Origin of the sequence: Pseudarthrobacter sp. S9 (assembly GCF_050156545.1) — a bacterium.
Taxonomy (GTDB): domain Bacteria; phylum Actinomycetota; class Actinomycetes; order Actinomycetales; family Micrococcaceae; genus Arthrobacter.
Genome location: NZ_CP189576.1, coordinates 3,633,426 through 3,649,472, shown reverse-complemented (window position 1 = coordinate 3,649,472; position 16,047 = coordinate 3,633,426). Strand labels below are relative to the sequence as shown.

The 16,047-nt window shown below is 64.6% G+C and carries 14 protein-coding genes, 2 tRNA genes and 4 pseudogenes; 9 read left to right on the top strand and 11 right to left on the bottom strand.

The features are described from left to right. The first annotated feature begins 35 nt into the window (after positions 1 to 35). The gene (locus ACQCSY_RS17560; protein ID WP_427130756.1) at positions 36 to 572 is read left to right on the top strand and encodes a DUF1697 domain-containing protein; all 537 of its coding nucleotides are present in this window, start codon (positions 36 to 38) and stop codon (positions 570 to 572) included. Positions 573 to 847: 275 nt separating this feature from the next. Here the strand turns inward: ACQCSY_RS17560 and ACQCSY_RS17555 are convergent. The 3 genes from ACQCSY_RS17555 to ACQCSY_RS17545 all read right to left on the bottom strand — a co-directional run bounded on the left by ACQCSY_RS17555 (position 848) and on the right by ACQCSY_RS17545 (position 1,822). Next, positions 848 to 923 (bottom strand) — tRNA-Glu (locus ACQCSY_RS17555). Positions 924 to 1,054: 131 nt separating this feature from the next. Further along, positions 1,055 to 1,126: transfer RNA gene (locus ACQCSY_RS17550), tRNA-Gln, on the bottom strand. A gap of 204 nt (positions 1,127 to 1,330) precedes the next feature. After that, positions 1,331 to 1,822, bottom strand: a complete 492-nt coding sequence (locus ACQCSY_RS17545) for an SRPBCC family protein (protein ID WP_427130755.1) — start codon at positions 1,820 to 1,822, stop codon at positions 1,331 to 1,333. Positions 1,823 to 1,970: 148 nt separating this feature from the next. Here ACQCSY_RS17545 and ACQCSY_RS17540 point away from each other — a divergent pair, with 148 nt between their 5' ends. The 3 genes from ACQCSY_RS17540 (at position 1,971) to ACQCSY_RS17530 (ending at position 5,086) form a co-directional block, all read left to right on the top strand. Beyond that, positions 1,971 to 2,462 carry a winged helix-turn-helix transcriptional regulator gene (locus ACQCSY_RS17540; protein ID WP_427130753.1) on the top strand — a complete coding sequence of 164 codons (492 nt, stop codon included), beginning with the start codon at positions 1,971 to 1,973 and terminating at the stop codon, positions 2,460 to 2,462. 840 nt (positions 2,463 to 3,302) lie between these two features. Continuing rightward, complete coding sequence (locus ACQCSY_RS17535; RefSeq protein ID WP_427130751.1) at positions 3,303 to 3,872, top strand: TetR/AcrR family transcriptional regulator; 570 nt, start codon at positions 3,303 to 3,305, stop codon at positions 3,870 to 3,872. A gap of 32 nt (positions 3,873 to 3,904) precedes the next feature. Continuing rightward, complete coding sequence (locus tag ACQCSY_RS17530) at positions 3,905 to 5,086, top strand: GDSL-type esterase/lipase family protein (RefSeq protein WP_427130749.1); 1,182 nt, start codon at positions 3,905 to 3,907, stop codon at positions 5,084 to 5,086. A 275-nt stretch (positions 5,087 to 5,361) separates the two neighbouring features. On the opposite strand, the gene ACQCSY_RS17525 is transcribed toward ACQCSY_RS17530, so the two are convergent. Continuing rightward, on the bottom strand, positions 5,362 to 5,925 hold the full coding sequence (locus ACQCSY_RS17525; RefSeq protein WP_214966453.1) for a dihydrofolate reductase family protein: 564 nt from the start codon (positions 5,923 to 5,925) through the stop codon (positions 5,362 to 5,364). A gap of 133 nt (positions 5,926 to 6,058) precedes the next feature. Then, positions 6,059 to 6,538 (bottom strand): annotated as a pseudogene (locus ACQCSY_RS17520) (IS30 family transposase); the annotation flags it as partial. 239 nt (positions 6,539 to 6,777) lie between these two features. Between ACQCSY_RS17520 and ACQCSY_RS17515 the strand changes: the two are divergent. After that, positions 6,778 to 7,979: pseudogene (locus ACQCSY_RS17515) on the top strand (IS110 family transposase). 10 nt (positions 7,980 to 7,989) lie between these two features. Here ACQCSY_RS17515 and ACQCSY_RS17510 read toward each other — a convergent pair. Beyond that, a pseudogene (locus ACQCSY_RS17510) lies at positions 7,990 to 8,659 on the bottom strand (IS30 family transposase); the annotation flags it as partial. 157 nt (positions 8,660 to 8,816) lie between these two features. Between ACQCSY_RS17510 and ACQCSY_RS17505 the strand changes: the two are divergent. Both ACQCSY_RS17505 and ACQCSY_RS17500 read left to right on the top strand, forming a co-directional pair. Beyond that, positions 8,817 to 9,281, top strand: coding sequence for a hypothetical protein (locus ACQCSY_RS17505; protein WP_427130746.1), 465 nt, complete (start codon positions 8,817 to 8,819; stop codon positions 9,279 to 9,281). Between the two features lie 197 nt (positions 9,282 to 9,478). After that, entirely contained in the window at positions 9,479 to 9,949 is a 471-nt protein-coding gene (locus tag ACQCSY_RS17500; protein ID WP_427130744.1) for a hypothetical protein, read from the top strand. Between the two features lie 28 nt (positions 9,950 to 9,977). Here ACQCSY_RS17500 and ACQCSY_RS17495 read toward each other — a convergent pair whose 3' ends face one another. Both ACQCSY_RS17495 and ACQCSY_RS17490 read right to left on the bottom strand, forming a co-directional pair. Further along, the gene (locus ACQCSY_RS17495) at positions 9,978 to 10,199 is read right to left on the bottom strand and encodes a hypothetical protein (protein WP_427130742.1); all 222 of its coding nucleotides are present in this window, start codon (positions 10,197 to 10,199) and stop codon (positions 9,978 to 9,980) included. A 196-nt stretch (positions 10,200 to 10,395) separates the two neighbouring features. Then, positions 10,396 to 10,533, bottom strand: coding sequence for a hypothetical protein (locus ACQCSY_RS17490; RefSeq protein WP_427130740.1), 138 nt, complete (start codon positions 10,531 to 10,533; stop codon positions 10,396 to 10,398). On the opposite strand from ACQCSY_RS17490, the pseudogene ACQCSY_RS17485 reads away from it, so the two are divergent. Beyond that, a pseudogene (locus ACQCSY_RS17485) lies at positions 10,489 to 10,605 on the top strand (recombinase family protein); the annotation flags it as partial. The gene ACQCSY_RS17490 and the pseudogene ACQCSY_RS17485 sit on opposite strands and share 45 nt — an antisense overlap. A 94-nt stretch (positions 10,606 to 10,699) precedes the next feature. Here ACQCSY_RS17485 and ACQCSY_RS17480 read toward each other — a convergent pair. Continuing rightward, positions 10,700 to 11,434: an HAD family hydrolase gene (locus ACQCSY_RS17480; RefSeq protein ID WP_427135909.1), complete on the bottom strand. Its 735-nt coding sequence runs from the start codon at positions 11,432 to 11,434 to the stop codon at positions 10,700 to 10,702. A gap of 2 nt (positions 11,435 to 11,436) precedes the next feature. Further along, positions 11,437 to 12,951, bottom strand: coding sequence for a glutamate--tRNA ligase (gene gltX, locus ACQCSY_RS17475; protein ID WP_427130739.1), 1,515 nt, complete (start codon positions 12,949 to 12,951; stop codon positions 11,437 to 11,439). A gap of 120 nt (positions 12,952 to 13,071) precedes the next feature. Here gltX and ACQCSY_RS17470 point away from each other — a divergent pair, with 120 nt between their 5' ends. Then, positions 13,072 to 14,373 (top strand): alpha/beta hydrolase, encoded by a 1,302-nt coding sequence (locus tag ACQCSY_RS17470; protein ID WP_427130737.1) that lies wholly within the window; start codon positions 13,072 to 13,074, stop codon positions 14,371 to 14,373. Positions 14,374 to 14,443: 70 nt separating this feature from the next. Here the strand turns inward: ACQCSY_RS17470 and ACQCSY_RS17465 are convergent, their stop codons facing one another. Next, positions 14,444 to 15,805, bottom strand: a complete 1,362-nt coding sequence (locus ACQCSY_RS17465; RefSeq protein WP_427130735.1) for an alpha/beta hydrolase — start codon at positions 15,803 to 15,805, stop codon at positions 14,444 to 14,446. Positions 15,806 to 16,047 lie beyond the last annotated feature (242 nt).

Sequence of the window (16,047 nt, the reverse complement as noted above, 5' to 3'; positions counted from 1 at the left end):
AACACAGCGACGGCCCCTACGGCTAGGCTGTGCGCATGAAGAGCTATGCGGTGTTCCTGCGGGGCATCAATGTGGGCGGCATCAACATTAAGATGGCCGATCTCAAGGAAGCCCTGAAGTCCCGGCCGTTCGCCGGGGTGAAGACCCTCCTGGCCAGCGGCAACGTGGTGCTGGCCAGCGGTCTGGATCCTGCCGGCGTCAAGCAGGAATTCGAGGCCTGCCTCCGGGAGACTTTCGGCTATGACGCCTGGGTGGTGGTGCTGACCGCCGCCCGCGTGGCCGAACTTGTCGAGGCATGCCCCTACCCTGCCGACGACGCGTCCACCCACACCTACCTCACCCTCGCCTCGGACACCGACGTGCTGTCGGAACTGAATGAGGCCGGCAGTGCGCTGGACGGAACGGAGCTGACCCGGCTCGGACCGGAGGCCATGGCGTGGCTCGCCCCCGCCGGGGGCACCCTGGACAGCCCGTTCAGCAAACTCTCCTCGAAGCCGAAGTACAAGGCTTCCACCACCACACGGAACCTCCGCACTATGGTCAAGGTCCGCGACGCCGCAGCCGCGTTGTAGGCGGTCCGGGCTCTGTGCGGAACGCACGTCCGGACCTGGCTGGGCCACGGCGTTCCGGACATCGGGCCTCGTCCGGTCCGCGCCGGGCAGGGCGAGCGGCAAGGAGGCGGCGGAGCGCGGTGTGGTCCTGGCCGCCGGCATGCCCGGGCGTTTCGCTGGAGCTCACAGTCTCATCATGCCCAGTTCGGCCGATGCTTCCGGGGCCGGCGGCTCGCGGGCCAGGAATTCCAGGGCAACGAAAAACGGTCCCGGGCTGTTGCCCGGGACCGTTTCGATGGTGACCCCAGCGGGATTCGAACCCGCGTTACCGCCGTGAGAGGGCAGCGTACTAGGCCGCTATACGATGGGGCCGCGTACTCTCCAGAACAGCATTTCTGCTGTCCAAGCCAAGTAATTGTTTCATACACTCGGCGAGCGTTCCAAATCGGTTCAGCCGACTCAAAACTCCTGATCACCCGCGGAAATCCGTGGATTTTTCAGAGCTGGGATACCAGGACTCGAACCTAGAATGACGGTACCAGAAACCGTAGTGTTGCCAATTACACCATATCCCAATGGAACTTTCGGGCCGGATCCGTGGGTCTAAACCCGCGCTCCCGGCGCCTCAGCACGAGTAATCACTTTACCCGAGAGTTTTCGCTTGCACAAATCGGCCACCCGCGGGCGGTGAATTCCAGCGGAGGGCCGGCAAGGCGCCCGGCGTCGGACTGCAGAGTGTACCAACGTCCGTAACGCCCACCGGTTGGCGGTTCAGCGGCTCAGTGTCCGTCTTCTTTCGCGCGGACTGCCTCGATCGCCTCGTCGCCCTCGAACGAGTTGGGCCGCCCGGCGCCTGTTGTGATCAAGTTCCGAAGACTCCCATTGACGTATTCGCCCCACGCATTTGAACAAACGTCATAGCACTCGTATTCGGGAACCAGACCCGCGTGGGTGAATCGGACCTGGGTCCCACCGTCCTGTTCGAAGAGCTCGAAGTTGACTGTTGTCCCCGTCCACTCTTCTTTGTCTTCGGTGAAGTTGAGATAGCTTTCTAGGACGAGCCAGGCGACTTTCTTCGCCGGGACAAGCTCGGTGATCCTGAACTTGCTGAAGTGGATGTCCGGAACCCGGTACGTGAACTCGTCGCCGAGTTTGTCGGTGCTGCCTTCGATCTCTCCTGACCACCACCCGCGAACGTCGTTGATGGCGTCGAAGGCTTGTTCCGGAGTTTGATCTACCGAAAAGGTCGTGGTCAAATCTCGATCGTTCATGATTCTCTCCCGTTTCGCGGTTTGAGCAGTGCGTGTGTGCACGGTGACGCGCTATCGGTGCGCCGGTGACGACTAGCACTTGTGTGATGCAATCAAGTCTAGAACAAGCCGGTTTCATGATGCAAGGGCATCCGGTAAACTTGGTGGCATGCTCGGCAAGACATACGAATCGCAGGTGTGCTCGATCGCGCGCGCCCTCGAACTGGTCGGTGAACGCTGGAGTCTATTGATCATTCGCGACGCCGTTTTCGCGGGAGTGACCCGCTACAACGACTTCCAGCACAACCTCGGAATCGCGACCAACATCCTCAAGGCCCGGCTCGACGCCTTTGTCGCCGCCGGGATCATGGACCGCCGCCAATACTCCGAACAGCCGGAGCTATACGAGTATCTGCTGACTGACAAGGGTCGCGATCTCGCACCCGCGCTAATTGCGCTCACGCAATGGGGAGACCGATGGGCGACTCGCGGACGGCCGCCCATCCTGTACAGCCACACCGTGTGCGGCGCGGGGATCACCCACCAGACGGTGTGCGCCAGTTGCGGTCCCGTGCACGACCCGGCCGAGGTGCGGGCCCAGCCCGGGCCGGGCATGCCCGCCGAGTACCTGGAGAATCGACGACCCCGGCGAACCATCTGAGCCTCGCCTCAGAGCTTTCCCAAAACATTCGGTGGACATGACGACGTCGCTCGTTTCACGATCTTGCTGTGTCCGTCGGGGAACGCTGACCGGATACCCTGGCTGGCCGCCGTCCGTGCCACCGGCCTGCGACCTTCACGTCAGTGCCCCGCCTGCCCCACATGGCCCCGCCCGGTTCCGGCTGCGGTCAGCCCACTCCGGTCAGTCAGTGAGCCAAATGAGCGGGGACGGACAAGCCGCCGGGCAAACGCGTGACAACACTGCACCGTGCCGCATTGACCTGGGGCTGGGTCGCGTACAGGGCGGCTGAGAGGTCTGCGCCCTCCAGCCTGGCATCGCGCAGGTCCGCCCGGGCGCCCAGGTCAGGTGAAGGGTCCCCTGCGGACCCGCGACCCAACGTCCCCTTGCCGCCCGCAAGCACGATCTCCCCCAAAATTGCCTCCCGCTATGACAGTGGCCCGAACGCAGCACGCCCGTGATCCGTCCCACATGCAGGATCCACCATACAAGCACTGACATTCTCCCACCGCGCCGTCAACCCGGGAGCTCGGAAACCGTTCCGGGGTCTGGCCTGTTTGAGGACCAGGGCACCGCCTTGCGGGCATGGGCGCGGTGCCGGCGCGTCAGGGCACACAACCGTCCAGGATGGCTTGGCCGCCGGCCGGAGCGAGCACACCGGAGGGAGGTGGCCTTCGAGACGGCCCCGCGTCCGCGTTTTCGATCGCTCCATGGCTCAGGCTCACAGCGCCGACAGGCGGTCACCGCCCTTAACCTACGATGCATAGTCGTTTGCCTAATGTATGTTGTTTGATGTGTTCAGGTCAGTGATGGGAGACGATTGTGGCGCGTGCGGGTCTGACTGCTGACCGTCTGGCTCGGGTCGGGGCCGAGCTCGCTGACGAGATCGGCTTTGAGTGCGTGACGGTCGCTGCGGTGGCGCGTCATTTCGACGTGAAGCCGGCAAGTCTGTATTCGCACGTCCAGAGCTCCGCAGACCTGAGAACGCGGATCGCGCTGTTCGCCCTAGAGCAACTCGCGGACCGCGCATCGGAAGCGGTAGCAGGCCGCGCCGGCAAGGATGCGCTCGCCGCTCTGGCGGATTCCTACCGCGTCTACGCCCAGGAGCATCCCGGTCGCTTCGCTGCCACCGAACTGCGGCTCGACCCCGAGACGGCCATCCGCAGCGCCGGGCCGCGTCACTCCCAGTTGACGAGGGCGATCCTCCGAGGATACGAGCTCACTGACGTGGATGAGATGCATGCGGTGCGCCTGTTCGGAAGCACCGTCCGAGGCTTCATCGGCCTGGAGATGTCCGGGAGCTTCAGCCACAGCTCTCCCGACTCCGATGAGAGCTGGCACCGCATCATCGACGCACTAGACGCCACTCTCCGGCACTGGCCCGCACGCTGAATCCGCACCCACCGATCACGAAAAGACGAGACATGTCATCTCAGAACTGGACCACGACCCCCATCACCACGAGCATCGTGCGCGGCGCGCTCGAGCTCGAGCGCACCCCGCAAGGCACGCTGCTCCACCGCCTCCCGTCATGGGCACGAGCACAGTGCGCCGACCCGCAACTGGCGATGGTGGAATCCCAACCCTCCGGGGTGCGGCTCGCGTTCCGGTCGAGTGCGACGGCAATCGAGATCGACGTCCTCCGATCGAGAACCACGTATGCCGGGATCCCGCCGCGGCCGGACGGAGTGATCGAGCTTGTCGTCGACGGCCGAGTCGTCGCACACACCGTGACATCGGGAGGCACCACCGTGACGATCGACATGGCCACCGGTGCCCCCGATCAGGAGACCGGCCCGGTGCTCACCGCTCGATTTACGGATCTGCCCGACGCCATGAAAGACATCGAGATCTGGCTGCCACACAACGAGACTATCGAGATCGTCGAGTTGCGCACAGACGCGCCCGTCGAGCCGGGACGGGCACCAGGGCGGCCGGTGTGGCTTCACCACGGTAGCTCCATCAGCCACGGCTCCAACGCCACGCACCCGACCGAGATCTGGCCGGCGGCAGCTGCCCGTCTGGGCGGCGCCGAGCTGATCAACCTCGGCTTCGGCGGCAGTGCCCTGCTCGACCCGTTCACCGCCCGCACGATTCGCGACACATCCGCCGACCTGATCAGCGTGAAGATAGGCATCAACCTGGTGAACACCGATCTCATGCGTCTGCGCGCGTTCGGACCAGCCGTGCACGGCTTCCTCGACACCATCCGCGAAGGCCACCCGGTCATTCCGCTCTTGGTCGTATCGCCGACCTTCTGCGCGATCCACGAAGACACCCCCGGACCAGGATCCTTCGATCTGGGGGCTCTTGCAGGCGGCGTGGTCCGGTTCCGAGCCACCGGCGACCCCGCCGAACGAGCCGCCGGCAAGCTGACCCTGACGGTGATCCGTGACGCGCTGGCCAGTATTGTCCGGCAGCGACAAGCAGGCGACCCCCACCTGTTCTACCTCGATGGGCGCGAACTCTACGGGGAGTCGGACTCGGCCGAATACCCACTGCAGGATGCGCTACATCCCGACCCCGCAACTCATCGACTGATGGGCGAACGATTCGCGCAATTCGCCTTCGCCGATGGCGCGCCCTTGGACACCCGATGCCAATGACTTGAAGCGCGCGTTCAGCACGCAACAGGTCGGTCGGCTCCGCGGCCGCGACACCTTCGAGAGCGTCAGGTTAGTGCACTGTCGCTGTCATTTTTCGAAGTCGACTGCACGGGATGTCCAAAGTCGTCTGCACGGCCGGTCCGTGTCCGTAAAGGGAACCCTATCCGGACGGATCGTCTGCGGTGAAGAACAGGATCCGGCAGGAACGTCACGATCGCCTCGGAACACAGCGCCACGAGATCCTTGGGTGGCCCGAAGCCCGCGACGTCGGGCACTCAGCTCCTGGTCTCGTACCTGGTAAGGACCACACCGTCGGGAAACGTCCGGGTCTCCACCAGGCTCAGGTTCACCCAGTTGTCCAGGGCTGTGAAGAACGGCGTGCCGCCGCCCACCAGGACCGGATGGGTGACGATCGCGTACTCGTCGATCAGCCCGGCCCGCATGGCCGCCGCGGCGAGTGTGGCACCGCCGATGTCCATGGGGCCGCCGTCGTCGGCCTTGAGCCGGGTGATCTCGGTGACCGCGTCGCCGGTGACCAGGCGGGTATTCCAGTCGACCGTGCTGGTCGTCGAGGAGAACACCACCTTCGGCATGTCCCGCCAGCGGCGGGCGAACTCGATCTGCGCCGGTGTGGCGCCAGGCTGCTGGTCGGCGGTCGGCCAGTGCGAGCTCATCGTCTCCCACAGTTTGCGCCCGTACAGCGCCAGGCCCGTCGCCCCCACCCGGTCGGACCACCATTGGAACAGCTCGTCGCTCGGTACGCTCCAGCCGAGGTCGTCGCCGGGCGCGGCGATGTAGCCGTCCAGGCTCAGGTTCATGCCGAAGGTCAGTTTGCGCATGGCGCCAGTCTCCCGTGAGTCGGTATTCGTTGTCCAGACCAGCACGGCGCGGAAAAGTCATCGGTCAGGCCACACCGAGGGCCAGTTGACCACCACGCCAAGCAGATGCTCCGTACGGAAAGGATCGGCGAATTCAGGCGGTCGTTGCAACGGCGGGTTTTTCTGGTTCAAATATTAGCCGTTCCATGGCCTGGGCGGGGGTGATGCCGCCCAGGGACTTGCGGGGCCGGGCGTTTAGTTCGGCGGCAACTTCGAGCAGCCGCTCGGGTGAGTGCGCGGACAGGTCGGTGCCCTTGGGGAAGTACTGGCGCAAGAGCCCATTGGTGTTCTCGTTGGTTCCTCGCTGCCAGGGTGAGTGCGGGGCGCAGAAGTAGATGTCCATCCTGGTCGCCGCGGTGATCTGGCGGTGCTGGGCCCGCTCGGTGCCCTGATCCCAGGTCAGCGACTTACGCAGGTGCTCCGGCAGGGTCTTGATCGCCGCCAGCAGGCCGTCACGGACAGCTATGGCGCCGTGGTCATCGGGCAGGTGGACCAGCATCGTAAACCGGGTCTGGCGCTCCACCAAGGTGGCGATGGCCGAGCGGCAGTTCGACCCCAGCACCAAATCCCCTTCCTTACGATTTTGTTGTGGGTGACTTCGGAGCTGTCGTAGTGTTTCGATCACCCTCGGGTGGTGGGTATGGCCCAGATCTCCCTGCCGCTTGGACGGCTCACTGGGAATGGCCGCCCGCTGCCCGCCGATGACTCGACCGCTGATTGAGACTTACGACATTGATCGTTGGGTAAGGACGTGCCGGCGTGGTTATCGACAGGGGCCAACCAAATTGGAGCTGATCGAAGGGACCGAAAGACATGCCGGACGTGTGGGCAGGAATCGACTCGGGCAAGAGTGCCCATCATTGCGTTGTGATCGACCAATCCGGGACGGTGCTGCTGTCAAAACGGGTCGAGAACGACGAAACCGCGTTGCTCCAGCTCATCGCCGAAACCGCGGAGAGCGCGGCCGGTGGTGAGATCTGCTGGGCTACTGATCTGAACGCCGGCGGCGCGGCGCTGCTGATCGAGCTGCTGGCAGCACACGCTCAGCACCTGCTCTATATCCCTGGACGGATCGTGCATCACGCCGCAGCGACCTATCGGGGGATGGAAAGACCGACGCGAAAGACGCCAGGATCATCGCTGACCAGGCCCGCATGCGCACCGACCTGCAACCCGTTCGCAGCGCAGACCAGATCAGTGTGGACCTGCGTATGCTCACTGCCCGCCGCACCGATCTGATTTGCGACCGTGTCCGGGCGATCAACCGGCTCCGGGCCACCTTGTTGGAATACTTCCCTGCGCTCGAGCGGGCCTTCGACTACTCCAAGAAGGCTCCTCTGACCCTTCTGAGCGGCTATCAGACCCCCGAGGGCATCCGCCGGATAGGACTGACGCGGCTTACTGGCTGGCTGAGAAAACGCGGCTGCCGGAACAGTGCAAAGATGGCGGAGAAGGCACTTGCGGCTGCAAACGCCCAGCACACCGTCCTGCCTGCCCAATCCATGGGATCGGCCCTGGTCGTCCGGTTGGCCGATCAGATCAGCTCAACCGATGCAGAGATCGCAGACGTCGATGCCCAGATCACGGACCTGTTCAGGCAGCACGACAGCGCCGATGTTCTGCTGAGTATGCCTGGGTTCGGGCCCGTACTCGCGGCTACTTTTCTCGCGAACATCGGCGGTAACCTGGACGGATTCGACTCCGTCGACCGGCTCGCCAGCGTCGCCGGGTTGGCTCCGGTCCCACGCGATTCCGGCCGGATCAGCGGAAACCTGCACCGGCCGCGCCGATTCAACCGCAGACTCCTCCGAACCTGCTACCTCGCCGCCCTCTCCAGCTTGAAAAACAGCCCCGCTTCCAGAACCTACTACGACCGGAAACGCGGCGAGGGAAAGTCCCACAAACAGGCGCTTATCGCACTTGCCCGACGCCGCATCAACGTCATCTGGGCCATGCTCCGCGACCACACCGAATACCGGGAGCCGGCCGCCGCCATTTGCGTCCAGGCTGCTTGACAACAGCATTGAGATTCCCAGTGCCCGGGCACGGCGCGGTCGGCGACCTCGGCGGGTCGTTCGCTGATCAAGATCATGTCCGGGATCTTCCCCGCCCGCTTGCCGGTGGAGCGTCTTGGCCGCCTCACGGCGCGGCCCGTGCGCAAGTGTTGGTGCAGGTCAGCGCACAGGTGACCACGTCCCTGCACATACAGCGCCTGGTAGATCGTCTCGGGACACACCCGCATCTCCGCCCGGTCCGGGAACGTCATGGCAAGGTCATCACTGATCTGCTCAGGGCTCCACTTCACGCACAACTTGGCCTGTACCAAGGATGCCAGTTCCAGGTCATCGAACTTGCTGGCCTTGGGCCGGCGTCCGCGCAGCTCGGCTCGTTTCTGCGCCGCATACGGCGCATACTTCCCCCGGCCCCGCGGGCCCGGCTCGGGTCCGTTACGGCGCAGCTCACGGCTGACCGTCGAGGCCGACCGCTTGAGCTGCGCTGCGATCGCCCGCACACTGGTCCCGGCCAGGTGCAGATCCGCTATCTGCAGCCGGTCCTCCAGGCACAGGTATCGGCCCGAAGGTTCAGGTTTCTTCCGCGGGATCCGCCCGCCGGTCGCCTGGCGCCAACGCCGCCCCGTTCGTCGATCCACTCCCACAGCCTCGCACGCCGCGATCAACGTCGAACCCTGGGCCATCAGCACCCAGAACCGGGCCTCCTTAATCGATCCGTTCCTTCTTCGACAACATGCGCAACACCTCACAATAAAAGGGGTGTTGCAACGACCGATTGAACTCGCCATCCCTTACCGGGACACTGGGTAGGGCCTGTCCGCGCCGCGCTATATTTCCATTATGGATAGTCAGGCCAACGTGAGGGCGCGAGCAATCTTCCTTTGTGAGCAGACGGGGCTGATCCCGCCCCACGAGCTGCCTGACTTTGCCACTGAGCTCCTCGTCCTGGGATATGACGCCCCTTCACTTCGTGAACTGGCAGGCCTTCCGACAGGAGACCGGGCCGACTCGGCAGACATGTGGAATGTAGTTCGCGATGAACTCAGCGTCCGGCACGAAGACGATGAGGAAGCGGCGAGGTTTCTCCTTAAGTACTGGGCTCGGGAGATCATCGAAGGGCGGATTGACCTCCTCCCCGGGGCGAGGCTCATGTACCGAGTCGGCTGGTTCGCACTGGGACAGCCAATGGAGCTGCACGAGCTCGTGAACCTCTTGGACGTCTGGGACGAAATGCCGCAGCGCCGCGATCAGACTGCCTCCGAGCTCCTCGACTTCGTTCGGAAGCTCTTGGACCACGAAAGCTGATCAAGGCTGGCCCCGTTGGGCCATCGTTCACGGGACGTAGCAGGGGGTGTCGGGCTCGCCTGCTACGTGAGATCTTTCATTTCTATGGCTAAGGAGCCCAGGCGCGGCTACTCTTACTTCCGTCGATTGGGTGGTCAACGTCGGGCCAAGTAACTTGCAATGCGAGGCAGCGCGGTGACTGAGATAGGAGCTAGACGGTGGAGACGATGATCGGCGCGGTGCACTCGGGAGAGGCCGAGCGGCCTCGGCTCGAACGGGTGCTCCTGCCCGTGCGGCACGAGTTCGAAGCAACGGTCCCGGATGGCTCGGTGGTCCGAGGCTACGTCACCAGTTATGAGGTATGGGACTCCTTTGTGCGGGTGAACGTGACCTTCATCGATCGCCCTCTGCGGAGTGGGCACGATGACGCGCTCGTCCTACGGCTCGCCGACGGCACGTTCGCGAAGATGGTGCACGGGAACGGTGGCGGAAGCGACCGGTTCAGCGTCAGGGCGACCGCATTCGCCCGTCCACTCGCCGCCCAGACTGCCACTATTGGGCTCGGAAGGGACCGCCAGAGACGCGCCGCGCCCCGCATTGGCCTTAATCCGAGCGGCGCCATGATCCCAGCCCGCGATCCCCACGAGCAGATGATCTTCACACCGATCATGGACCTCCGGCTCCCATAGGGGATCCCTCAGCGGGCACGCTTGAGTTTCATTCGCCGTTTGCAGTTGTCTCGATCCAATCGACTGCTTCGTCGGAGAGATAGAAGCCCTCGGGTCCCCGATCGCCGATCCACCAGGCGTCCGACGTCACAACACCGCCTACGGCCACGATCTTGTTCAGCACATCCGCGGCGACAACCTCGCCATTGTGCGCAATAAGCCACGCTTGCGCTTCCGGGTCCAATTTCGGCCACCACTCGATCGTATCCATCCTTCAATCTTCCACCCTGGGGGTCGACGAAGTCGTCGTCTGCATAGGGTGACATAAGCGAACTCCGGTCCCGCCTTCACGGCGCCCGTTAGCCGGTCCTCCACCGGACGCATCAGTCCTTGACCTGCATCGTTGCGGGTACTGGCCGCCGACAGTCCCGTAAGACCCGTCCTGTGAACCGTCCGGTGACAGGGCCTTATACGGCACACTGTTCGGCATGTCCAAGGTACTGGTTGGCTATGCCCGCGTGTCCATGGAAGAGCAGGACCTTACCGCGTAGCGCGATGCCCTGGCGGCCCTCGGCGTTGAAGAAGAACGAATCTATGTTGATCACGGTTTCACCGGCACAAACAAGAACCGCGCCGGACTGCGCGAAGCATTGGCCGCGCGCCGGGCCGGCGACACTACGGGATGCCCACGAAATTGCCGACGCCCTCGCCAGCCGCGAGGCAAGGCTGTGGGGAGCCCAGGCCTCCTACGTGTAAATCTAAGGGCGCAACCTAGGCCAGGAGTTCCAGCAGCGAGCCGACCTCGCGTCCAGCAAAGCCCGGGGCCGGCTCCCCGCCGCGGTTAAGCCAGACACCCAGCAGGCCCGCCGCCGTCGAGCCTTCAGCGTCGAGCAGCCGGTTGTCGCCGACGTACAGCGTTTCGCCGGCGCCGGTGCCGAGGCGCCGGACGCCCTCGAGGTAGATGGCGGGGTCAGGCTTCGCGACGCCGACGGTGTCGGTGCCGACGAGGACGCTGATGCGGTCCAGCCCGGCGGCGTCGAGCTTCACCCGCTGGTAGTCGTGGACATTGTTGCTCACGGCACCGTAGGGAATACCGGCGGCGTCCAGGGCGTCCAGCAGCGGGGTGACGTCGTCGAAAGCCCGGATGTAGCCGTGCTGGCGGCCGGCGTACGAGCTCACCCAGTGATGGGCCTGCTCGCCCTCGTCCAGTTCGACGCCGAAGTGTCCCAGGGCCGCGCGGCCGCGGAGCAGGCGCTGTTCGTTGAAGCTCAGCTCGCCGGCCAAGTAGCGGTCGTAGAAGTGGGTGGTCTCGCGGGTGAAGATCCGGCCGAACTTCTCCCACCCGGCCTGGTCCAGGGCGGGCAGGAGGTGCTCACTGGCGTCCCGCAGTGCCGCCGTCATGGCGAACTCCAGGTCCACCAGGGTGTCATCGATGTCGAACAACACACCCCGGATGACGCCCAGGCCGGCGGCCAGCACGCCGTTTCCGGCCTCGGGCGCGGTCATCATCAGCCGCGGAACGCCTGTAGGCGGGCCAGGGAGGAGTCCTTGCCCAGGATGACCATGGATTCGAACAAAGGCGGGGAGATCCGGCGCCCGGAGATGGCCGTGCGGACGGGGCCGAAGGCCAGGCGCGGCTTGACGCCGAGCCCCTCCACAAGGGCCTCCTTCAAAACTGCCTGGATGTTCTCGGCGCTCCAGACGGTGACGGGTTCCAGCGCCGCCAGCGCGGCGTCGAGGACTTCGGTCAGATTCTCCGGGAGTCCCTTGCGGGCGTCATCCGCGACGTCGATCGCGTCGTCGGCCTTGAACAGGAAGGCGAGCATCTCCGGCGCTTCGCCCAGCAGCGAGATGCGCTCCTGGATCAGCGGCGCGGCCTCGGCGAGGATCTCCTCCTCGCGGGCCGTCAGGCTCTCCCCCACGAGCCCGGCGGCCTGCAGGTACGGCACAAGCCGCCCGCGGAAGTCTTCCGGGTCCAGCATGCGGATGTGCGTGCCGTTGATGGCCTCGGCCTTCTTGATGTCGAAGCGGGCCGGGTTGGCGAGGACGTCGTTGACGTCGAAGTTTTCGATCAGCTGGTCCACGGTGAAGATGTCCTCGTCGGCGGAGAGGCTCCAGCCGAGCAGGGACAGGTAGTTGAGCAGGCCTTCGGGGATGAAGCCGCGGTCCCGGAGCAGGAACAGGTTGGACTGTGGGTCTCGCTTGGAGAGCTTCTTGTTGCCCTCGCCCATGACGTAGGGCAGGTGCCCGAAGACCGGCATGTAGCTGGCGACGCCGATTTCCATGAGGGCGCGGATCAGCACCACCTGGCGGGGCGTGGAGGAGAGCAGGTCCTCGCCGCGGAGCACATGCGTGATGCCCATCAGGGCGTCATCGACCGGGTTGACCAGGGTGTACAGCGGGGAACCGTCCGCGCGGACAATGACGTAGTCCGGGATGCTGCCGGCCTTGAAGGTAATCTCGCCACGGACCATGTCAGTGAAGGTGACGTCCTCATCCGGCATCCGCACGCGGAGCACGGGCTGGCGACCCTCGGCCTTGAACGCGGCCAGCTGTTCCTCGGAAAGCTCGCGGTCGAAGTTGTCGTAGCCGAGCTTGGGGTCGCGGCCGGCAGCCCGGTGGCGTGCCTCGACTTCCTCCGGCGAGGAGTAGCACTCGTAGGCGTAGCCGGCGTCGATCAGCTTGGCGACGACGCCCTTGTACAGGTCCAGGCGCTGCGACTGGCGGTACGGCTCATGCGGGCCGCCGACCTCCACGCCCTCTTCCCAGCTGATGCCGAGCCATTTGAGGGCCTCGAGCAGCTGCTGGTAGCTCTCTTCCGAGTCGCGCGCCGCGTCCGTGTCCTCGATGCGGAACACGAAGGTGCCCTTGGTGTGCCGGGCGTGGGCCCAGTTGAAGAGGGCGGTGCGGATCAGGCCGACGTGCGGGGTGCCCGTGGGCGACGGGCAGAACCGGACGCGGACCGGGGTGTCGGCGGTGACTTCAGTGGTGGAGGCAGCAAGCGGCGCGGAGGCAGTAGTCATAGTGGTACCAACATTACCAATTTGTTTGGTGGAGGCCGGGTCGCCGTTTTCACCAAGTATGATCGGCTCGGTGACAGCTTCAACAGTCCGGCCTTGCTATAGGTGCGTTTACTAGGTGCAATGACTTCATTCCTACTTGCTCTCAATATCACTGAGGGACCGGTGATCCTCGCTCTTTACGTGCTGAGTGCGGCCTTCCTCGTCATCCTTCTCGCGAGACCGTCCCGACGATTGGCGGTCCTCTCCGTTCTGGCGGCTGCAACAGGCGCACTGGCCGGGGCCGTTACCTTGTTGGTGGCCGAGAAGTTCATGCACGCTTTTGGCGGTCCTTTGGGCTGGCCTGTGCGGATATGGGTGCTTGCCCTCTTTGCAGGGCTGGCCGTGTCCGGAGCTAATTTCCGGGAATCACGGCTGGCGCGGAAAGTGCTGGCCTGCGTGGCGGCCATCAGTTTCGCGGTTACCGCGACGCTGGGGGTCAACGCCTTCTACGGACTGCACCCGACCGTGGCCTCGTTCCTGGGGATCTCGCTGGCCCCGACCATAGAACTGGACCCGGTCAAACCCCATGCTCCTGCCCAACACCAGGTTCCGCTTTGGGAAAGTTGGAAGCCCCCGGCGGAGATGCCGAGCCAAGGCACGACGGCGCAGGTTGTCATTCCGCCGCAGGCCTCTGGATTTGCCTCCCGGCCGGCAGGCCTGTATCTCCCCCCGGCGGCACAGGTTCCCAATCCGCCCCCGCTCCCGCTGGTGGTCTTGATGATGGGACAGCCAGGTGACCCGGATCCCCAGTATGTCGCCGCCGTGCTCAATGACTACGCCTCACGGCACGATGGACTGGCACCGATCGTGATCGTCGCAGATCAGCTGGGCGACCCCGACGTTGACAACTTGTGCCTGGATTCCCCCCTCTACGGCAAGCCGGAGACGTTCATCAACCGCGATGTCGTGGACTGGGCACGGAGCCACCTGAACATCATCGACGACAGGAAGTACTGGACGATCGCCGGCTACTCCAACGGTGGGCAGTGCGCCATTTCATTCGCCGCAAAGTACCCCTCCGTCTGGGGAAATGTCCTGGACATATCCGGGGAGGAATACCCCGGAGCCGAGGAGCCCGAGACCAATCTGCGGGAACTTTTCGGCGGGAACCAAGCAGCCTACGATGCGCAGAAGCCGATCAACATACTGAAGCAACGGAAGTATCCGGACACGGACGCCATCTTCACCGCGTCCACCGACGACCCTGCCTATCTGGAAGCCGCCCGCCATGTCGCGGACGCAGCAACAGCCGCGGGGATGAACGTCACCTACCATGCGGTGCCCAACGGGGGGCACGTCATCGGGGCGCTGAACGGCGGCCTGGACAAAGGGTTTGAAGTTCTCTATCCGCGCCTGGGCCTGTCCCGGCCTGCCGTCCCGTAGGCCTGCCGTCCCGTAACCGGGGCAACAGGGGCGGTGGCCGACATGGGAGCGCTCCGCGATGGGGCGGTGCTCAGGGCGGGGCGAGACCGAATCTCTTGTACAGCAGGGGCAGGCCGGTTTTGAGGCCGTAGTCGACAGCGTCGCCGCGGTGGCCGATGCCGTCGCCGACGAATCGGAGGGTTGTCATGCCGGCAGCCTTCGCATCGGCCTGGGCCGTCGCGACCTGAGGGGTGTACTTATGGTCAAGGGCGCCGCTGGTGAAGATGGCAAGTCCGTCGGTGTATTTGTGTTTCGTGAGGATGGTCGCGGGTTTTTCCGCATTGAAAGCCGTCTGGTTCCCCCCGAATACGGTCTTCACCGTGTTTTCCGCGGTGCCGACGAGTGGTTCCAGCTCGCCCGAGATGTCCAGCAGCGAGCCGAAGAGCTCCGGCCTCTTGGCTGCGAACGAGAGGGCGCATTCCCCGCCGTTGGAATAGCCGGCCACCGCCCATTGGAGGCGGTCGGCAGCCACGTTGAGGTTTTTGCGAATGTAATTGACGACGTCGGTCGTGACGTAGGTGTACACGTTGCCTTGGGCAGAGTCCACGCACAGCGGATTCCGATAAGGGCTGCCCAGCTGGTCGACGGTCAGGACGATCGGCGCCAGTCCGTGATTTTGCTGGGCCAGGGCGTCGAGTTCCTGAACCGCGGATGTGTTCTGCTCGGGTCCTCCCGGCTGGCCCATCATCATGATGACAATCGGCAGGGCCGGCGGGTTATCCACCAGCGCAGCGGGAGGCAGGTACAGGTAGGCGTCACGGGCGTGGAAGCCTGAGGCATCCGCCGGAATGGTCACCGCACCGATTCTCCCTGTGGCCGGCATCCCGGCTGGGGCCTTCCAGTTCTTCCACAACGCGGCGCCGCTTTCTTGTTGCAGGTTCGGGTCCAGCTTTGGCAGGGCCAGGTGGTGGACAGTGTTCAGACCCAGCAGGGCACCCAGTGTCGCGTTCAACCCGTAGCCGGCGTTGATCCCCAGGGTCGCCGTCGCCAGGAAGACCAGGGCAGCGACGACGGCGGCTGCTTTCCGCCACCAGCGCGAGCGCCACCAATTCACGACGGCGAGGCCGATCCCGGCGAAGGCGAAGACAACCCAGGCGCGGGTATCCGCGTCCAGGGGAATACCGAAAACGTTCAGCAGCACTTCGCAGACGAACAATGTCACGGCACCGATCACGGCCCCGCCGGCCAGGGCCGCGGCGGCTATGAAGAGCCATCTCCGGCGCCCAGGCTGTTGGGGGCCCTGGCTCATGCCAGCCGCGGGTCCTGAGCGGCGCAGCGACCGTGACAGTAGAACGGGCCGCATCAGCAGGTACGCCGCCGCCATGCCGCTCAGCACATAGAGAGCATAGAGTAGCGGCTTCTGGACGATGTTGAGATTGAAAAGCTGCTCCATGTGGCCTCCGTTCCGACGTATGGATACCCGGGCGGTGACATACTCAGGTCTTTATAGCACGCGTTGCTGGCAATCGGACGGCGCGAGAATGCGCCATCCGAGTCGGTTCCGGGTGTGGAACAATCTAGTAGCGCCCGGCTCGACCGCCTGGTTTTCGCTCGGAGGCAAAGTCCGGGCCCCCTCCCGTGGAACCGACGCGATGACCGGGCATTTGTGCGGCCAGCGCTGATTGTCCCGAGACA

Bases quoted from the DNA above. Each gene is read 5' to 3' on its own strand.
- ACQCSY_RS17525 (WP_214966453.1), bottom strand. From the start codon at position 5,925: ATGCGCAAACTGACCTTCGGCATGAACCTGAGCCTGGACGGCTACATC.
- gltX (WP_427130739.1), bottom strand. From the start codon at position 12,951: ATGACTACTGCCTCCGCGCCGCTTGCTGCCTCCACCACTGAAGTCACC.
- ACQCSY_RS17495 (WP_427130742.1), bottom strand. From the start codon at position 10,199: ATGGATACGATCGAGTGGTGGCCGAAATTGGACCCGGAAGCGCAAGCG.
- ACQCSY_RS17470 (WP_427130737.1), top strand. From the start codon at position 13,072: ATGACTTCATTCCTACTTGCTCTCAATATCACTGAGGGACCGGTGATC.
- ACQCSY_RS17465 (WP_427130735.1), bottom strand. From the start codon at position 15,805: ATGGAGCAGCTTTTCAATCTCAACATCGTCCAGAAGCCGCTACTCTAT.
- ACQCSY_RS17560 (WP_427130756.1), top strand. From the start codon at position 36: ATGAAGAGCTATGCGGTGTTCCTGCGGGGCATCAATGTGGGCGGCATC.
- ACQCSY_RS17505 (WP_427130746.1), top strand. From the start codon at position 8,817: ATGGATAGTCAGGCCAACGTGAGGGCGCGAGCAATCTTCCTTTGTGAG.
- ACQCSY_RS17545 (WP_427130755.1), bottom strand. From the start codon at position 1,822: ATGAACGATCGAGATTTGACCACGACCTTTTCGGTAGATCAAACTCCG.
- ACQCSY_RS17480 (WP_427135909.1), bottom strand. From the start codon at position 11,434: ATGACCGCGCCCGAGGCCGGAAACGGCGTGCTGGCCGCCGGCCTGGGC.
- ACQCSY_RS17530 (WP_427130749.1), top strand. From the start codon at position 3,905: ATGTCATCTCAGAACTGGACCACGACCCCCATCACCACGAGCATCGTG.
- ACQCSY_RS17540 (WP_427130753.1), top strand. From the start codon at position 1,971: ATGCTCGGCAAGACATACGAATCGCAGGTGTGCTCGATCGCGCGCGCC.